The organism is Bacillus arachidis, assembly GCF_030285945.1.
Classification (GTDB): domain Bacteria; phylum Bacillota; class Bacilli; order Bacillales; family Bacillaceae_G; genus Bacillus_A; species Bacillus_A arachidis.
Window position 1 is genome coordinate 3003069 of record NZ_CP127376.1, and the last position, 17211, is coordinate 3020279.

Genomic DNA, 17211 nt, shown 5'->3' on the forward strand with positions numbered 1-17211 from the left:
ATCCACTTCCACAAACTACATCAAAAAATTTTTATTTAGAAATTTCAGAAATCTATTTCCCTTGATCTAAAATTGTAATACAATCGAGTTAAATAAATTTAACCGGTTAAAAAAAGGATGGTGCAAAATGAAACAAAAAGCGATTTCAATTATTGAAACATACGAACAACTAAAAGTAATAAGTGATCCATTGCGTACAAAAATGCTTATATACTTAGTCGAAAAGCCATATACAGGTCACCAACTTGCCCAACTTTTAAATCTTTCTCGCGCAAAAGTACACTATCATCTCCGCGAACTAGAAAAACACAACATCATTCAATTAGTAAAAAAAGAAGAACAGGGAGGAAATATTTTAAAGTACTATCAAGCCGTTTCACGTGGTTTTATTCCTGCAAATCACTTACTTCATTATTCTGAATCACAAGAGGCAACGAGACAATCTTATTTGGAAGTATTACATCGTGCACAAACAAGAGTATTAACTGCTCCAGATTCATCATTCAACTTAACATCTTCTGATGTTGAAGATTGGCCTAGTATCTCGATGCAAACAGAATTTTCATTAACAAAAGAGCAATTTATAAAGTTTTTAAACCAGTATAGATACCTTGTTAAAGAAACCTTAAAAAATTCCACAAAAACTGATGCCAATAAAAACTTTTATGTTACAATCACAGGCTTTGAAATTGATCAACCACTCTTTAACCAAGATTCATAATTCATTATTTGCAGGGAGGAATATTCATTGAGTGAACCTTTCATATCACAACAAGCTCAACCTAAGTATACGAGTATTTCATTATTTAAAAACCGTGCATTTTTATTTCTTTGGTTATCAAGTACCGCTTCTTTTCTTGCTCTTTCAACCTACCTATTTGCAGAGCAATGGTATGTTATTCGAGCTTTAGGTCAGGAATCAGCGCTTGGGATTGTCATGATGGTAACTATGATCCCACGCGTCCTCCTAATGACTGTTGGAGGAGTGTGGGCAGATCGTTTTAAACGTTCAAAAATTATGTTAGTTTCTAGCTTCACACGTTGCTTACTAATTTTTATTATGATTACTTTATTACATTTACATCTATTAAATTTATGGTCATTACTGGTCTTTGCACTACTGTTTGGAATTCTAGATTCTTTCTTCTCACCAGCGAATCAATCCCTTCTTCCTCTTCTAGTTCCCAAAGAGATGTTGACTCGATCTAATTCTTTTATTCAAACTTCCAATCAAATTGCAATGTTTACTGGACCAATGATAGGTGGCTGGATTATTACCGTTAGTTCTTTCTCAGTTTTATTTTTCTCCGTCGCTTGTTTCTTAGTAATTTCATGCACTTTCACATTATGTATTAAAGAAAAAAAACTTTCACTTTCTTCTGGGCAAGTATCTGCCAAACAAGAGTTATTAGCAGGTTTCCAATATGTATGGAATATGCCTTTTTTAAAATCCATACTTTTCATTTTAATGACAATTAATGTATTCTTCTTTGGTCCTTTACTAATGGGAATTCCATTAGTAGCGAACGAAGTATTACATGGAAAGGCAGTAGAGGTAAGTTTTTTACAAAGCTCTTATCAAGGAGGAATGCTAGGTGGCGCTTTATTAATTGGACTTTTAAATATTAGAAAAAAAAGAGGGCTTTCTATTCTAATACTTATTTCTTTTCTTGGTATTTCACTTTCTTTTCTTGGTCAAATATATGTTTTATGGCAAGGAATCCTTTTACTTGTGATGATGGGTTTCATGTCTTCTATGATTAATGTACCACTGGTTTCTATTATTCAAGAAAACAGTGAAACAGATAAGCTAGGGAGAGTTATGAGCTTCGTAAGTGCCTCTTCCAATGGTTTAGTTCCGTTATCATATGCTTTTGTATCCATATGCTTAACATTTGGTACTTCTATATCTGACATTCTACTATATTGTGGCTTGCTCATAACTATCTGCTCTTTTCTTTTTATAATAAAATATAAAATTGTACGTGATACAAATTAAGTAAACAGTGCAGTATTTTTAATAAAACACTGCACTGTTTCTAGAAACTAAACGTTGTAACTCTTGGGAATACAGTTGTAGTTCATCTTGAATTGAAAAAAACATTATAAAAGACACCTCTTACTATTTAAATAAAGAAGATGCAAAAGATATAGCAATGCAATTTACATATCGTTAATGCTTTTCTTGAAAAGTTATGCTCTATATCTCTACAATTATTTATGAGAATTTAGCCTGTTTTTTCGTTTTGAGGTGTTTGCTTTTCTTAGCTTGATGGCTATGTGGTGGAACCCCATCACTATTAGGCTAAAATTTTATAGTACCCACAGAACGAAATTTCATGTTAACTTGTAACAAAAAAGCTCATTTTTTCGTTTTGGGGTAATTCTGAACTCTTAAGTTAACGGGCATGGCGGGGCACCCCATATAATACATAAAAACTTTATGGTTTATGAAGAATATAGAGGTGAAAGCATTTTCTCATCACATATATTACATCGCCTAAAAGGAATAGAAACTTATATTTTAAATACTAAAAAGGCATTTACCAAAAAGAGTAAATACTTTTTTGAATTTAATAAAATTCAATAAATTTATACTTTCTAGAAGAAAAGACAATGATTACAAAGATTCCAGCCATGTTGAACATCAGAACCTTTTTTTCAGCTATTTGCACGAGAACCAAAAATAATACAACCATATACCACAATTAGAAATAAAATTACTAAACTTATTGAGAAATATTTCATAAGAGACTCCTTTTTGATATGATGTGCAAAATGTATTGTCATAAATTAAGTCAAGAAATAACTACGATAAAAGAATTTTTTCCCAATATTCTTATATTTAAAACCCTGCTATTATTAATTTTACTTATTAAGACTAACTAATCAATTCCTTTGCGACCTCTTTCGATCTGAACGCTTTTTTTATATTGTTTAAATTCTTGTTTATCAACTCGAAATTTTTCACCAGTATCCATGTTTTTTACTAGATATGTTTTAGCAGTATATTCCTTTATTAAAAAATAAAAGAAATATATCCAGAAAGTTAATGTGAAAGTCGAGAAAGCTAAGAATAATCCTGGAATAAACATTATAATCTCCAAGCTTGAATTTATTCGTTTTAAAACATTTTTTTGTCCTGTTGCTACTTCACCTTGCTGTGGTCGTTGCATGCGTTTTAAAGATGCAACCGTATCATAGCTCATAAAAAACCTCCTTCAAGTGAAAAGCTATTTAGAGCTTTGATTTGTCTTTAGGAATGAGGTGGCAAGATACTTAATTGATATTTATTTTTCTTGCTTTTTCTCTTTTATTTTAATTTTTGCTGCTTTGTAGAATGCTAATTTTCCTTCATTGTACTCTTTGGTATATTGATTGAACTTTTCTTTTTCTTTTAGTGTTTCTTCATTCAATATATTGATAGCTTTAACTTTCTCACTAATCTCTTTTAGTTTTGTTTCTTTGTCTTTTAACTTTTCATAAAGTTCTTTTTCGAGTATTAGTGATTTTTTGTAACTTTCATTCATTTTCCGAAAAGCTTCATAACGATTTGTATAAACTTCTGCTACTTTTTTTGCTTGTTTTTGTAATTTTTTATCCTCGATTTTATTTATATAACTATGAACTGATGTTACTTCTTTTTGCGCTTTTTCTAGTACATCTTGTTCAGTTTTCAACAATTTTTCACGTTCATTTACATTTATAACAGCCTGTTCTATTTGTTGTATCACTGCTTCGTTTTGTTCTTTTCCTTCTTGTATAATTTGATTGTACAATTCTTGCGCTTTTGTTTCTAACTGCTCAAATATTTTCACATTATCAAATAATGTTTTTTCTTGATTTGCTGCATTTTCAAAAGCAACATATAATTCTTCTTCTGGTTTTGCACCCAAACACCCTACTAGCAACGCAATTAATAAGATTGCTATAAATGCCACTTTTCTATAAATCAATGTCATTTCCTCCTATGATGTTATATACGTTCATTTATTTTATAAAAAATGTACCAATCCTTTCTCTACCGACGATACATATCGTACTTCAATGTACCTCAACCATTTTCTTCAAAATATCAAATTCAATTCCTTTATCGGCTACATTGATTATTGTTTGCCATACCTCTTGTATTAAATTAATAATACGTCTTCCTTTTGTATATAATTCGGTGGGGATTTGTACAATATCTTCATGAATATTGAGGCAATTCATCATAGAGGCGTTGTTACTGTTCCAACAATGTTTGATTGATGCATGAACATCGTGTATTTCTAAAGACTAAATTATCTCTTAGCAGTATGGAAACTACATGAAAGTGTAGATATACACTTGTAAAATATACAAATCATACTTTCAAGGTATCCAGAAGAAAAGACGTTTTTTGCTATAATCCCAATTTTCCACACTAGATATGGTAACGATTCCATATTTGTTTGTATTGACTTTCAAATAGATTGAAATTTTCTATACATACAAGAATTTGATAAGATAGTGTAATTTCTCCCCCAGTAACTACTTGAATCAAGTGATTGGAGGAGAAACAAGCAGGAGCTGTATCCCACAATACCAGTGCTTTATTTAATTCTACTTATATTAGATTAGAACCTTCGCACATTTAACTATCCCATGTTCGTAACCTTCCGCATAGGCAGCAACCATGATTGTTGTTTCTTTATATGTTCTTTAGGTAATAAATGATTGTACTAAACGTTGTCTATTAAAACTGCTCCCCATGTCCTACGATAACAGTCCATTATGAAGGAATTTATTGAAAGGAAACTTAATTACATATAATCCCCTTTTCGAGAGCCTCTTCTAAAGACACACTAGTGTATCCAAGTTCTTTTGCAATTACTTCACATGTGATTTCACCGTTGAGCATGTTTACGCCAAGTTTTAACGCATCGTTTTCAAAAATAGCTTTTTGCACGCCCTTGTTGGCAATTTGCAATGCATATGGAGCAGTGACATTCGTTAAAGCAATAGTAGATGTTCTCGGAACGGCACCTGGCATGTTTGCAACGGAGTAGTGCAGAACTCCGTACTTTTCAAATGTCGGATTATCATGAGTAGTTACATGGTCACACGTTTCCACAGCGCCCCCTTGGTCAATCGCTACATCCACGATTACAGATCCAGGCTTCATTGTTTTTACCATTTCTTCCGTTACAAGCTTAGGAGCTTTCGCGCCAGGAATTAATACTGCACTAATCAAAAGATCTGCTTGTTTTACCGTTTCCGCGATATTGAACGGATTGGACATCAATGTTTTGATTTGAGTACCGAAAATATCATCCAGTTGGCGTAAGCGATCAGCGTTTAAGTCAATAATCGTAACATCGGCACCAAGACTAATCGCCATTTTCGCAGCATTTGTTCCTACAACACCACCGCCGATAATGGCAATTTTACCTCGGCTTACACCAGGAACCCCTGCAAGGAGAATGCCTTGGCCACCATTCGACTTCTGTAGGAATTGTGCCCCGATTTGCACAGCCATACGTCCAGCTACCTCGCTCATTGGTGTAAGGAGAGGAAGCGTATGATTCACTTCTACTGTTTCGTAGGCAATTGCGGTTACGCTTTTATCTTTAAGAGCTTGAGCTAAAGCGGGTTCAGCAGCCAAATGTAAGTATGTAAACAAAATTAAGCCCGGGCGGAAGTGCATATACTCGCTGGCAAGAGGTTCTTTTACCTTCATAATCATTTCTGATTGGTTCCATACTTCAGCAGCACTTTCAATAATTTCGGCACCAGCATGTACATAGTCTGCATTTCTAAAGCCACTACCAACACCTGCATTTGTTTCAACTAATACCTTATGGCCAGCTGTCACAAATGGAATAACTCCTGAAGGCGTAAGTGCGACACGATTTTCATTATTTTTTATTTCCTTTGGAACTCCAATAATCATTAGATTGCCTCCCCTAACTAATCTTTACGTTATTTTGTTGTAATTCGAGTATAGGGGATTACATATGTTTTTTCATCGTTGAGAACAAAGAAAAATACAGCATCCTTTTGTGGAATTCCACAAAAGGATGCTGTTACATAAATTTTTGTAACTTGAGATCCAAATACAAAATCATTTTTTGATTTGGATCTTTTAAATCAATTTCACTGATTTCACAAATACGTTTCAGTCTATAACTCAGTGTATTTGCATGAATGTTCAAAGCTTGGGCCACTTCGCCAACATTGCTATCTTTATTCAGAAAGGTTTCCAATGTTTCAACAAGATCGCTATTATGCTTATGGTCATACTCATATAGCTTTTGCAACGCCTGGTTTTCATACTCTTCATGCTTCCTTTGTTCCAGTAGAATATCGATTAATTGATAAATCCCCATGTCTTGATAACTGTGAATATCAGTTGTGTCAGAAGGGAACTTTTCCTTTATAGCTAAAACCTTTAGTGTTTCTTTGTAAGCTTTACTAATCTTTTGGTAATCACTATAAATACTGCTGAATGCTGGCTTGATAGATTTTATACCAAATCTCTTTTCCATTTTGTATATAAATTTTTCGATGAAAGCGCTGATTTCATGGAAAGGTCGATTTACATTATCCAATGAGGTAAGAAGAATCAACTGGTTACGATCAATTGTATAAAGTAAAACTTTCAAATGTTGACTTGTTTTTAACAAATAAGAAATTTGTTTTTCTTTTTCACTTGTAATTTCTTGGTCAAAATGGAATACAGCAACGGTAAATAAGGAAGCTGGAGAAATGTGAAGCAGGTGAAAATTTTCAATGATTTCTTCGTTTACCTGCATATGATTGGTAAGCAACTTCCACAAAAACTCTTGCGATCGTTCATTTTTTTTGTTTTTGTGGATTTGAAGCTGTAATAACTTGCTTTTCACGGAATCCGCAGCTTTTCTCAGCAATGCGTAATCTTGCTCACTGAAAGTTTTCTCGATTTCCAAAGCCCAAATGAATCCTAAGACGTCCTCTTTGTTCCAAATAGAAATCGCAACTCTGTCACCGAGACCAATATCATCTATCTTTTTTACACGAATAGGTTCAGGATTTTTTAGAAGAGCGGGAATAATGCCCTCTTTCCACAAGTTATTGATTATTTTTTCAGGTACGCGGCGCCCCATAATAGTCGCAATTCTCGCGGAGTCTGTTCTTTCATCATGGGTACTATATGCGAGAAGGCGGTGATTCACATCTTCAATCGTAATTGGGCATTGCAGAATCTCACTGATTACATCAGCAAACTCTTCTAAACTATCGAAGCTTACTCTAAAAAGATCGTTTTTCATAAATGGCAAAATTCATCCTTCCTATTTAAAATATATTTTCGTATTTACTCTAGATGAAAATATATTTTGTGTAAATTAACAAAATAATACCATAATACCTTCTATTCTATGAAATAAATAGATTTTCACAAAAGCTAAAGCTTTATTTTTTATAAGATAAAATTTTATAATGATAAAAAAGAAAGGAGAATCTCTATGAAATTGCTACGTTCATTTCTCATTCTAACTCTTGTTGTATTATTAAGCGCATGCAATACAGCGACAAACGTCACAAAGGTGCAAGAAAACGGCGAAACAACTTTAAAAATTGGGTCCCTGCAAGGGTATCATGATGTACAAACAATTAAAATTGAAAAAGGGAATGTGGAAATTCCTTTTGAGGCGGCCGTTGAAGAAGGTACGATTTTATTGCAAGTCACAAAAGACGACAAGGTCATTTATGAAGAAGAAGTCACTTCTCAAAAAGAAGGTTTACTTTCTTTTGAAGCACCAAAATCCGGATCATATGATTTAATTGTACGTGTGAAGGGTAAAGAAGAAAAAGCAAAAGGAATTCAAATACATACGAAGCTATGAAAAATCGGCAAGCGGAGTGTAACCGCTTGCCGTTTCAATTTAAATACCAACGTTTTTGAGATCGATACTATCTCTTAGAGTGATAAAATCAACGTTTTTTCCGTTTTATAGATACGATCTCATTTATTTTTCTTGGTGTTCCGCATCCCATTCACTTAAATAGGATGCATATTCCAATTCATCTGGATTATCATGTAACATAGAAATAAACTCTAATTTATTTCCATCACAATCCAGAAAGTATACACTTGCAGCTGGCATCCATCTTTGGACAATTGGCCCTTGATTTCCTTTTCCTTGGCTTCCCACCACTTCTATTCCACGATTCTCTAACCACAATTTAGAAGTCTTTAGAAATTCTAAATCTACACCAAAAGCAAAGTGTTTCATCTCAAAATCTTCAATATTATGTACTTCCCATAGTCCAAGCATTTGCTTTTTACTCTCTCCTACCCCAAAAAAAGCCACTTTTCTTTTGGATAGTTTTCTTGCTAATGCTAACCCTAACTTATTTTGATAGAAATCTATCGCCTTTTCTAAATCTCTTACATGTAAATGAGTTTCGTATATGTTCTGTATCATTCTGCTTATTCCTTTCTTTATTGGTAACTACGGGTTGAGTAGTTACTGTAATTCTAAATCTGAAGTATGTATAATCATTGTAATGTATCTCCATATCCAATATATCTATTTACTATTATATCGAAGTTGAAATATGATAAATCCAACTGAGGTAGCAAATTCAAATAAAAATCCCACTACTTTTTTAGGAGAAATCTCCATTAAATTCAGATGATATAGTTTTATAATAAAGTCACGATGTTTCTAAAAAAGACGCGAAGTTTTGAAGAAAGTTGCGACGTTTTTAAAAATGATGCGATGAAACAACTTATCTAAGTGGAGAAGGGATTTCACCTTTTTTTATTGAACGAATGAAGCAGGATAATTTTAGAATGTTGCTTATAATATATTTTAAAGAAAATAGTACAGGAGGTGCTAAAATGGCTAGGTTAAAATTATTAAAGAGTATAGGACATAATACTGTTCATAGCTATTTAAGTTTAATGAATTATAGAGACAACGGGTTTGTTTTTAAACATTTATATAATATTGCTAAAGAGAAAAATATAGATAGCATAGTTATAGATATTTTAGGAAGAAATATTAAACCTAAAGCTTTTGAAATTCCAGTAATAAAGGAGTCTTTAGATGATTTAGGAAAAGACTTCGAACGTCTTTTAAAAAATGCAAATATTCCCTTAGACAATGTTTTTTCTGCAACAGCAAGCATCATTTTTAATCTTGAAAACTCACACATTGGTATTTCTGGTGCTGAACTAGAAAAATATGATTGTCTTGTAGAAATTATAGATAAAAATGAAAAATCACATGAAATTACCGTTAAAGAATGGTGGCGATAGTTCCATGTTAAATGACAATAAAGGTGTTTCTGTAGTGCTTAAAGAAATAGTCTAAAACATTTTTTTAATGAGACAATAAGGAGCGATTTATGAAAAAAATTATACTTATTGGTTCGGGCGGTTCAGGGAAATCTACATTAGCAAGACGTTTAGGTGAAAAATTAAAAATAAATGTTTATCATCTTGATGCATTATTTTGGAAACCTAATTGGGTAGGTGTTCCAAAGAATGAACAAAGAAAAGTGCAAAATGATTTAATTAAAGAAGAAGAATGGATTATTGATGGAAATTATGGTGGGACAATGGAAATAAGACTGAACGCAGCTGATACAATAATCTTTCTTGATATACAAAAAACAATATGTGTTTATCGTGCTTTCAAAAGAATAGTACAATATCGAAATAGAACAAGACCAGATATGGGCGAAAGATGCGAAGAAAGATTTGACTTAGAATTTTTCAAATGGATATGGGAATATCCAACGACCAAAAGACCTGCAATTTTAAAAAGACTTGATCAATTATCTAGGGATAAAAAAGTTATTATCTTAAAATCACCAAAAGAAGTTCAACAATTTTTAGAACAAGTGCAATAATTATAAACTGAAGGGTGTATTTTTTCATTTCCCTAAGTCTATTAAAAATCAACAAGTCCCAACTATCCTTTGTAGAAAATTAGGATTTGTTTTCATGAAAGAATACATCTTCTTTTTTAAAGCACTACACTACATTTAATTTACAATAAAGTCGTTCAAAAAACTCTAGTCATGTTATTCAACAATCGGACCATTTCATGGAATAACACCTTTAAAATCTGGATATTTGTGTTAAAATTTCTCTGTATTGTTTTCTATCTAAACTGGACAAGAGGGGTATTTGGGATTTATGGGAATAGCTTGTAATTTGAACTGCGGACATTGCTCTTACAATCAAAATGTTTTTTTAGGAATTGGATTTAGTTATATACACTTGAGTTCGATTTTAGAATGGTATGAGGAAGAAGAAGGTCGGCAATACATCAGAGAATTTATTAATAACAAGGAAACGTCTTTTGAATGCTACGACGGTCTATATGTTTGTCAGAAGTGTTGTTACCTATTAAATAAAGTACATTTACATATGAAGTCAGGAACCCAATCTTACACGAACACTCATACTTGTCCTCGATGTAATACTCAAATGCCGTCAAAGCCTTTATTCGATATTAATCAAAGTCATGTTCTAGATTGTCCAGATTGTGGGCAAGAAAAGCTAAAGGTGAGTTTTTATATGGATTGGGACTAGGAAGTTGGTTCTTAAAATTTCCTTGTTAAATTAAAAGAAGCTTTAGCAAAATGACTGTGGAGTTATTTTACAGTCATCGTGTTTTTCAATATTCTACAATCGGGCGCGATTCTGGAGTAACACAGATAGAAAATGCTCAAATTTTATTCCAAAGCTACACATGAAATCATATTTAAATAATGAAAAAACGCTATTCTTTTAGTGAGGATAGCGTTTTTCACTCTTGGGGGTAGTTAATATTTTTAAGTTGATGGGCATGGGACGAATCCCCTATTAGTTCCATAAACAAACAAAAGATGTGGCTATGTTACAAGAAATACTCAATCACAGCACACCACAAATTATACTCAAATACATTAGAATTAACAAAAAAGAGAAAGATAATGTACTTGATACATTTCTTATTTGATTCCAAAAAACTACTTTTCTTTTTTCCATGATATTCGAAATTCTCCACCATGTTCTTCCGTTTTAATTTTAACCTTATATGTATCATCTTTAGATACTTTAATATTTTTTTGATCTTTGTCATTATTAAATTCTAATATTGTATTATCATTTGAATCCACCACATAAGCAGTTATAGTTCCTTTCTTTGTTGTTTCATCAAAAGAAAATACCCAATTTTCACCTTTTTTCACTTTCATATCTTGAGCTGCTGAACCAGAGAATTTTTTATACTTACCAGATACACTATCTGAAGAACCATGAACTTTACCACCAACAATAGTTCCCTCTCTTGTAAAACAACCACTAAGAACTACTAGACATAAAACAAATAAAATTGTATTTTTAATGATTTTCAACATAATTACTCCTCTTATTCACAATGAAATTTCTACCATTAAAACTTATAAAAATAACTATTATAAAAAATATATATCCTAATGAATAAAAATTTTAATATTATAGTTATAGTTTCTAAATCACCTTCTATATTTCTAAAAGTGCCAATTCTATATGCAAGTTGGCTTTCCAACTCAGTAAATCTTTTTTCAATTATATTATAATTTTAATCATTTAGAGCGACTTTCTTACTTTGATTAGTCGTTTTTGCTGTTGCGATATATACACCGATTAATACCAAAATCATTCCCATTACTTGTTTCCAAGTCATAATTGAACCATAAAATAATACAGAAATTAAAGTCGTTACAATCGGAGTAAGGTTTAAATAGATACTTGCTTTACTTGCCCCTATTTGTTCTACACCTTTATTGAATATAATATAACCAACAAGAGTACCGCATACAACCATATAAAACATTTCTAACCAGCCCCTGGGCTGACATGCTTGGTACAAGGTCCCAACCACCTTCAAATAATGATGTAATCGCTAGGAAGACAGATCCCATTACAGTCATGATTGTTGTAGCGAATAACGGTGATACGTCTTTCATTACAGATTTACCAACTAAGCCGTATATTACACCGCACGCTAAGGCTGCTAGAAATAATAAATCACCTACATTAAATGCTAATGAAAGTAACATATCAAGTGACCCTTTTGTAATAACGATAATAACACCAACTAGAGATAAAACTAAACTTATTCCAACCTTGCTGTTCCATTTTTCATTTAAAAAGATAATGGCACCTAGTGTGACAAAGATTGGCATTGTTGCAATAATTAAAGAACCATTAATGGCAGATGTATACTGTACTCCTAAGAAGAAAAGTGCATTATATCCGAAGATTCCAGTCAACGAAACGAGTAATAACCCTTTCCATCTTTTCTTTAAAGAACCAATATGCCATTCAGATTTTATCGTTGAATAAATCATAAGGATGACTCCCGCTATACCAAATCGAAGAGTAGCTGCTACAAGAGGCGGAATTTCTGTTACTACATGTTCTGCTGTTGAGAATGAACCACCCCAAAACAAAGGAACTAATAACATTAAAAAGTATATTTTGTTTGAATTGTTTTGATTTTGCATCTTTGTACCCCCTATTAGTTGAATGCACAAAAACATGTTCATAAGTTCGAACTTATAAACGCATTAGTTAAAAATTAATATCCTGCTTCAATTGCAGATACTAATCCTTTCATATATTCCAAAAAATTACTAGTTGTCAAAGAATAATAAATTTCTTTCCCGTTTTTGTTTGGCCTAACTAGTTCTGCCTGTTTTAAAATTTTTAAATGATGGGATACAGCAGGTCTCGAGATGCTCATTTGTTCAGTTATTTGGTTTACATTTAAGCTGTCATTTTTAAGTAAAATTATGATAATTTGTTGCCTGTTCACATCACCTAATGCTTGAAAAATTGGAGTCGTCAACCTAAATTGTTCCAATATATTTTCTCTGTTTTTGCATTCGTAATTTTCCATAATCCGCATCCTTTTAATTATTATATTCAAATTAGATTCCATCAGCATAGGGTAAATGGTAGTAAGATTCCTACTGATAGTACCATGACTATGTTTATTTCATAAGTATATCATCTTTCACAACAATAGTTAGTAAATATCATAATTAAAATTTGAAAATTTCTTTAGTTTCTATCAGAAGATCCACCACCTTTTTGCATTCTTCAATAAAGTAATTACTTGTCACACCAATACGTAATCGACCATTACCACACTTTCTTTAAGTTTAATTGAATATTCAACAACTGAAAGGTTTACATTGGATCCCTGTGCATTGTGTGGGGATTTTTTCATAAAGAAAGACACCCTTATGAGTGCCTTCTCTCATTGTTTTTTAGCAGAAGCAAGCAGCTCCAACGATGATTAATAATATGAAGAGTACAACGAGTAATGCAAATCCTCCAGCAAAGCCACAACCTCCACAACTACCACCAAAGCCCATAATAGTTCCTCCTTTAAGTAAGAGGGGAAAACATAGGAGTTCACATGTAACGGATTCGATTTATTTTATGTTGTTACGAACTAATTGAGCAGGTCCTTTAATAAATAAAAAAAAGACACTCAATGCGTACTTATCAAATCAGTAATTTATTGATAAAAAGATATCTTCATTATTCGAAGATATCTTTTTATACAATGCACTGAGTTACAATTATTTTAGTACCTTTCTAAATTTGCGACTAAAAGTAAGTACCATACCTGCAAGAACCATCAATATACCCACTGCTGCACTGTTATTTGTACTTGCTCCCGTTTTTGGAAGCTCTTTATATGTATCTTCTTTTTTATCAGAAGTACTATTATTTGAGATATTACTGTTATGAGTATCAGAGCCATTGCTGTTGTTAGTACCAGTACTGCCATTATCGTTGTTGGTATTGGTATTACCATTATCAGAACCATTACCGTTGTTGGTATTGGTATTACCAGTGTCAGAATCGTTATTGTTGCCTGAACCATTGTTTCCGTTATCAGAACCGTTACCATTGTCCTTATCTTTCACAACCACTTTTTGTATTGTAGTTACCTCATTACCGCCGGAGTCACGAACAAGGAACTTTACTTCGTAAGTACCAGTTTTAGCTGTATCTACTTCACCAAAATGTATTACTTTATCAGTAATATCACCATCTTCTTTATCGATAGCTTTAACCCCACTCATTGGGTCGAATTTATCATCAATTGTTAGTACTGTTTCTTTTGGTACTGTTAGCTCTGGTGCTTTGTCTTCAACAGATTTTTCATTAACTATTATAGTTTGTGTTTGAGTTGCCAAATGACCTGCAGAATCTTTAACTGTGTATTTAATCGTGTAAGTGCCTGGTGTATTTGTATCTATATGACCTTCATATTTTACTTCTGGCGTAATGTCACCATCTTCTTTATCCGTAGCACTTACATCGTTCATTGGATTGAATTTATCTCCTTCAGTAATTGTAGTTTCTGAAGGTACTTTTAGTACTGGTGCTTCATCTTTTGTTTCCTCTTTCTCTTTAACCGTTACTGTTTGTTTTGCAGTTACTTGATGACCTTTAGAGTCTTTAACTGTGTACGTTAACTCGTAAGTACCTGCTTTAAATATATCTACTTTACCATCAACTGTTACTTTAGAAGTAAGGTCTCCGTCTTCTTTATCAGTAGCGGATACTCCTGCCATTGGGTCGAATGAATCGCCTACATTCATTGTTGTTCCACCAGGTACTGTTAATTTCGGTTCCATATCTGGAGTTTCTTCGTTTTCTTCTACAATAACAGGTTTAGAATCAGTTGCTTCCCAAATAGGAGCGGCTAAAAGTGGATAATTCAAATTTTCTATTTTTTGTCTTGTTTCTAGTGTAGCAATTAGCCCCCATTTATCAAAGAATGGAAGTAAATTTTTCTGTGTAATCTTAGAAGTGTTATAAATGAAATCTTGTATTTTCTCGTCACTAGTTTTAGGAAGTTCTTCGTTCGGAATTGCACGGTATAATTGATGTAATTTCGGATAGAATTCTTCCCCAAAAGCTAAGTCTAATTGCCAAAACATTGTTAATTTGACGAAGAGATCATCAATTTTATTATAGTCTTTTTCGGATTGAGGCTTATTTAAATAAGTAAATGCTTTGTCATATGTTCCGTTCTCTAACCTCGATTTATTTCCAAAAGCTCGTTGTACGGACATACTATAAATATTTACAGTAACTTCCCCTAATCCATCCCATGTCCAAGGAAGTTGTTGCCTTTGATGACCAGCTTCATGCCAAGGTCCCCATCCATTTTCTGTAAAGTCTTTCGCATTTAGTACATGCTGAATTGCATCTCCGACATACGCAGTTCTACCATAATACGAATACATATAAAGAGTTGAGTGATTATCCTCCACAAAGTGTACATAATGCTTGTCCGCTTCCTTTTCAGATAAACCAGAAACTCGATCTTGAATTCTAATAGATTCATCTAATTTTTTTAAGAGTTGTACAGGATCTGTGTTAGAACCTATTAAATATTTTTTCACTCTTGCAGGACTTGCGGTTATAAGTACACGCTCTCCTTTTAGTTCCACCGCATGAGCATTAGGATATTTATCTAGCATGTCTACTAAATCTTGTTGTGTATGTTTTCCTAACTCAAACAGAGGGCTAGTTGTTCCACCTGTTTTTATCTCCGTCTTCACTGTTCCACCTTGCCCTGGATTATATAAATAAATCATTCCGCCATTTGGAGATTCGATTGTATTTTCTCCTGGTTTTAAAGTGAACGACTTTATGAGCGAATCTTGATTCCATGCACCATCGTATGAGAATGTTCCTATATAAGCTTGAATATTTTGTGATCCTTCAACTTGAATGGTGATTTTTTCGTTTGGACTTGCATATAGTCCAGTTGGTTCATAGGGGCTAAACTTAAATTGTCGTCGATCATTTGCTCTAATTTTTTCTGGATCTCCCTTACCTTCGACATAAAAAACATGTTCCGCCGACACTTGTGTTTCAGCTGCAACTTTTGTTATTCCTGTTACTCCTCCCATAAATGGTGAAGCAAGTACATTCATAGCTATTAATGTTTTGATTGCGACCCCTTGATGCCTTTGTTGGGTATCTTTTTTCATTCTGTACCACAAACCTTTCTGTAGTTTTACAAGTTTAATAGTTCAATACATATTAATAGGTTTTATATAAACATTTTCACATTAGTGAAATGTAAAACATGAGTATAAATGGAGGATTCGGTCCGGGCCTCTTCGTGCTTTGTACAAGCTGAAAACAAAAAGGACGGTGAGTGCAGGTTACCTTCTTTCTGAGTAGAAGGGATTTATATACAAAAAATAATCATTATTAATTATACAGAAAATTCAGAAATATCACCTTCTACATTTTTTAGTTTATTCATAATTTTTTATCACCTTGATTTTAACATTCACTATATAATATAACAATTAAAATATGACATTTTTCGTTAAATATCGACAAAAAATCCTTCATCACATCTTTTGATTGGATGAAGGTATAAACAAATATAGTAATGAAGAAATATCGAGCAACAAGTATTAGCAAACATTATAAAAAATTAATTATTGATATCCGCTAATACTTATTGTTACATTTGGTTCCATTCCTACATAAACCCCTATATTTAATACTTATCCTTACTCACCTTTAACAATCGCTCAGAATAATATGTACCTAGAGGGTGTGACAATATTGAAAAAAAACATTGAAATTACAAGAGATATACAAGTCATACGGTCTATCCAACGCGATCTCAATATTGTGACAGTCGCACTATTACTAACTGGACAGATCACTATTATAGGAGTCTTTGTGACACCAGGAGGTTTTCGCGTTTCATTAGGAGGACCATTAACAGGGGAAAGCCGACTAGAAGGTAAATTCAAAAAACAAACTGCGAATATGATTATTGATGTAATAGACGTTATCCTCGCCGCACTATTACTCAACGATGAAATTGGAGTTACGGGTAGTTTTATTGCACCTGGTAGATTTACTATTAATGTGAGTGGACCAATTTTTGGTGTTCCTAAACTTGAACCTACTCTCCCTTGCTTGAAAAGGGATTATAAGTTCTTCCAAAAAGTTGTGTCCAAACATTTTCATGTGAATCCTAACTTATTAAAAATACTTACAAAGGAATGATAACATGGATTTAACAGATATTCCCACTATTCACCCATCTAAAAACGGAGTCTTTCTTTTAGCTCTTCCTTTAATTATTTTTATCTTCTTTTTTACTCAACCTAAAGTAGAAACAAAATAATACTCTCGCTAACTAGGAAAGAGCTTATTTC

The 17211-nt window shown here is 32.8% G+C and carries 15 protein-coding genes and 1 pseudogene; 6 read left to right on the plus strand and 10 right to left on the minus strand.

Annotated features, from left to right (window positions below):
* Window positions 1-127: 127 nt before the first annotated feature.
* Both QRY57_RS17045 and QRY57_RS17050 read left to right on the plus strand, forming a co-directional pair.
* Window positions 128-721 (plus strand): ArsR/SmtB family transcription factor, encoded by a 594-nt coding sequence (locus QRY57_RS17045; RefSeq protein ID WP_286015672.1) that lies wholly within the window; start codon window positions 128-130, stop codon window positions 719-721.
* A gap of 27 nt (window positions 722-748) precedes the next feature.
* Window positions 749-1999 (plus strand): MFS transporter, encoded by a 1251-nt coding sequence (locus QRY57_RS17050; RefSeq protein WP_286015673.1) that lies wholly within the window; start codon window positions 749-751, stop codon window positions 1997-1999.
* A gap of 886 nt (window positions 2000-2885) precedes the next feature.
* Here the strand turns inward: QRY57_RS17050 and QRY57_RS17055 are convergent.
* The 4 genes from QRY57_RS17055 to QRY57_RS17070 form a co-directional block, all read right to left on the minus strand.
* A complete protein-coding gene (locus QRY57_RS17055; protein ID WP_286015674.1) occupies window positions 2886-3209 on the minus strand; it encodes a hypothetical protein in 324 nt (107 codons plus the stop codon).
* Window positions 3210-3290: 81 nt separating this feature from the next.
* Window positions 3291-3956: a YkyA family protein gene (locus QRY57_RS17060; RefSeq protein ID WP_286015675.1), complete on the minus strand. Its 666-nt coding sequence runs from the start codon at window positions 3954-3956 to the stop codon at window positions 3291-3293.
* A gap of 824 nt (window positions 3957-4780) precedes the next feature.
* A complete protein-coding gene (gene ald / locus QRY57_RS17065) occupies window positions 4781-5914 on the minus strand; it encodes an alanine dehydrogenase (RefSeq protein ID WP_286015676.1) in 1134 nt (377 codons plus the stop codon).
* 133 nt (window positions 5915-6047) lie between these two features.
* Window positions 6048-7271, minus strand: a complete 1224-nt coding sequence (locus QRY57_RS17070; RefSeq protein ID WP_286017893.1) for a PucR family transcriptional regulator — start codon at window positions 7269-7271, stop codon at window positions 6048-6050.
* A 195-nt stretch (window positions 7272-7466) separates the two neighbouring features.
* Between QRY57_RS17070 and QRY57_RS17075 the strand changes: the two genes are divergently transcribed.
* Window positions 7467-7847, plus strand: coding sequence for a BA_1872 family lipoprotein (locus QRY57_RS17075; RefSeq protein ID WP_026591532.1), 381 nt, complete (start codon window positions 7467-7469; stop codon window positions 7845-7847).
* Window positions 7848-7970: 123 nt separating this feature from the next.
* Here QRY57_RS17075 and QRY57_RS17080 read toward each other — a convergent pair whose 3' ends face one another.
* The gene (locus tag QRY57_RS17080) at window positions 7971-8429 is read right to left on the minus strand and encodes a VOC family protein (RefSeq protein WP_286015677.1); all 459 of its coding nucleotides are present in this window, start codon (window positions 8427-8429) and stop codon (window positions 7971-7973) included.
* A gap of 419 nt (window positions 8430-8848) precedes the next feature.
* Between QRY57_RS17080 and QRY57_RS17085 the strand changes: the two genes are divergently transcribed.
* Window positions 8849-9268, plus strand: a complete 420-nt coding sequence (locus QRY57_RS17085; protein WP_286015678.1) for a hypothetical protein — start codon at window positions 8849-8851, stop codon at window positions 9266-9268.
* Between the two features lie 89 nt (window positions 9269-9357).
* Window positions 9358-9864, plus strand: a complete 507-nt coding sequence (locus QRY57_RS17090; RefSeq protein ID WP_286015679.1) for a DNA topology modulation protein — start codon at window positions 9358-9360, stop codon at window positions 9862-9864.
* Between the two features lie 1107 nt (window positions 9865-10971).
* On the opposite strand, the gene QRY57_RS17100 is transcribed toward QRY57_RS17090, so the two are convergent.
* The 5 genes and pseudogenes from QRY57_RS17100 to QRY57_RS17120 form a co-directional block, all read right to left on the minus strand.
* Entirely contained in the window at window positions 10972-11361 is a 390-nt protein-coding gene (locus QRY57_RS17100) for a hypothetical protein (RefSeq protein ID WP_286015680.1), read from the minus strand.
* A 203-nt stretch (window positions 11362-11564) separates the two neighbouring features.
* Window positions 11565-12492: pseudogene (locus QRY57_RS17105) on the minus strand (DMT family transporter).
* 74 nt (window positions 12493-12566) lie between these two features.
* Window positions 12567-12887 carry a metalloregulator ArsR/SmtB family transcription factor gene (locus QRY57_RS17110; protein WP_286015681.1) on the minus strand — a complete coding sequence of 107 codons (321 nt, stop codon included), beginning with the start codon at window positions 12885-12887 and terminating at the stop codon, window positions 12567-12569.
* A gap of 373 nt (window positions 12888-13260) precedes the next feature.
* Complete coding sequence (locus QRY57_RS17115) at window positions 13261-13368, minus strand: YjcZ family sporulation protein (protein ID WP_000505670.1); 108 nt, start codon at window positions 13366-13368, stop codon at window positions 13261-13263.
* 210 nt (window positions 13369-13578) lie between these two features.
* On the minus strand, window positions 13579-15957 hold the full coding sequence (locus QRY57_RS17120) for a M60 family metallopeptidase (RefSeq protein ID WP_432804094.1): 2379 nt from the start codon (window positions 15955-15957) through the stop codon (window positions 13579-13581).
* A 640-nt stretch (window positions 15958-16597) separates the two neighbouring features.
* Here QRY57_RS17120 and QRY57_RS17125 point away from each other — a divergent pair.
* On the plus strand, window positions 16598-17059 hold the full coding sequence (locus QRY57_RS17125) for a hypothetical protein (RefSeq protein WP_432804053.1): 462 nt from the start codon (window positions 16598-16600) through the stop codon (window positions 17057-17059).
* Window positions 17060-17211 lie beyond the last annotated feature (152 nt).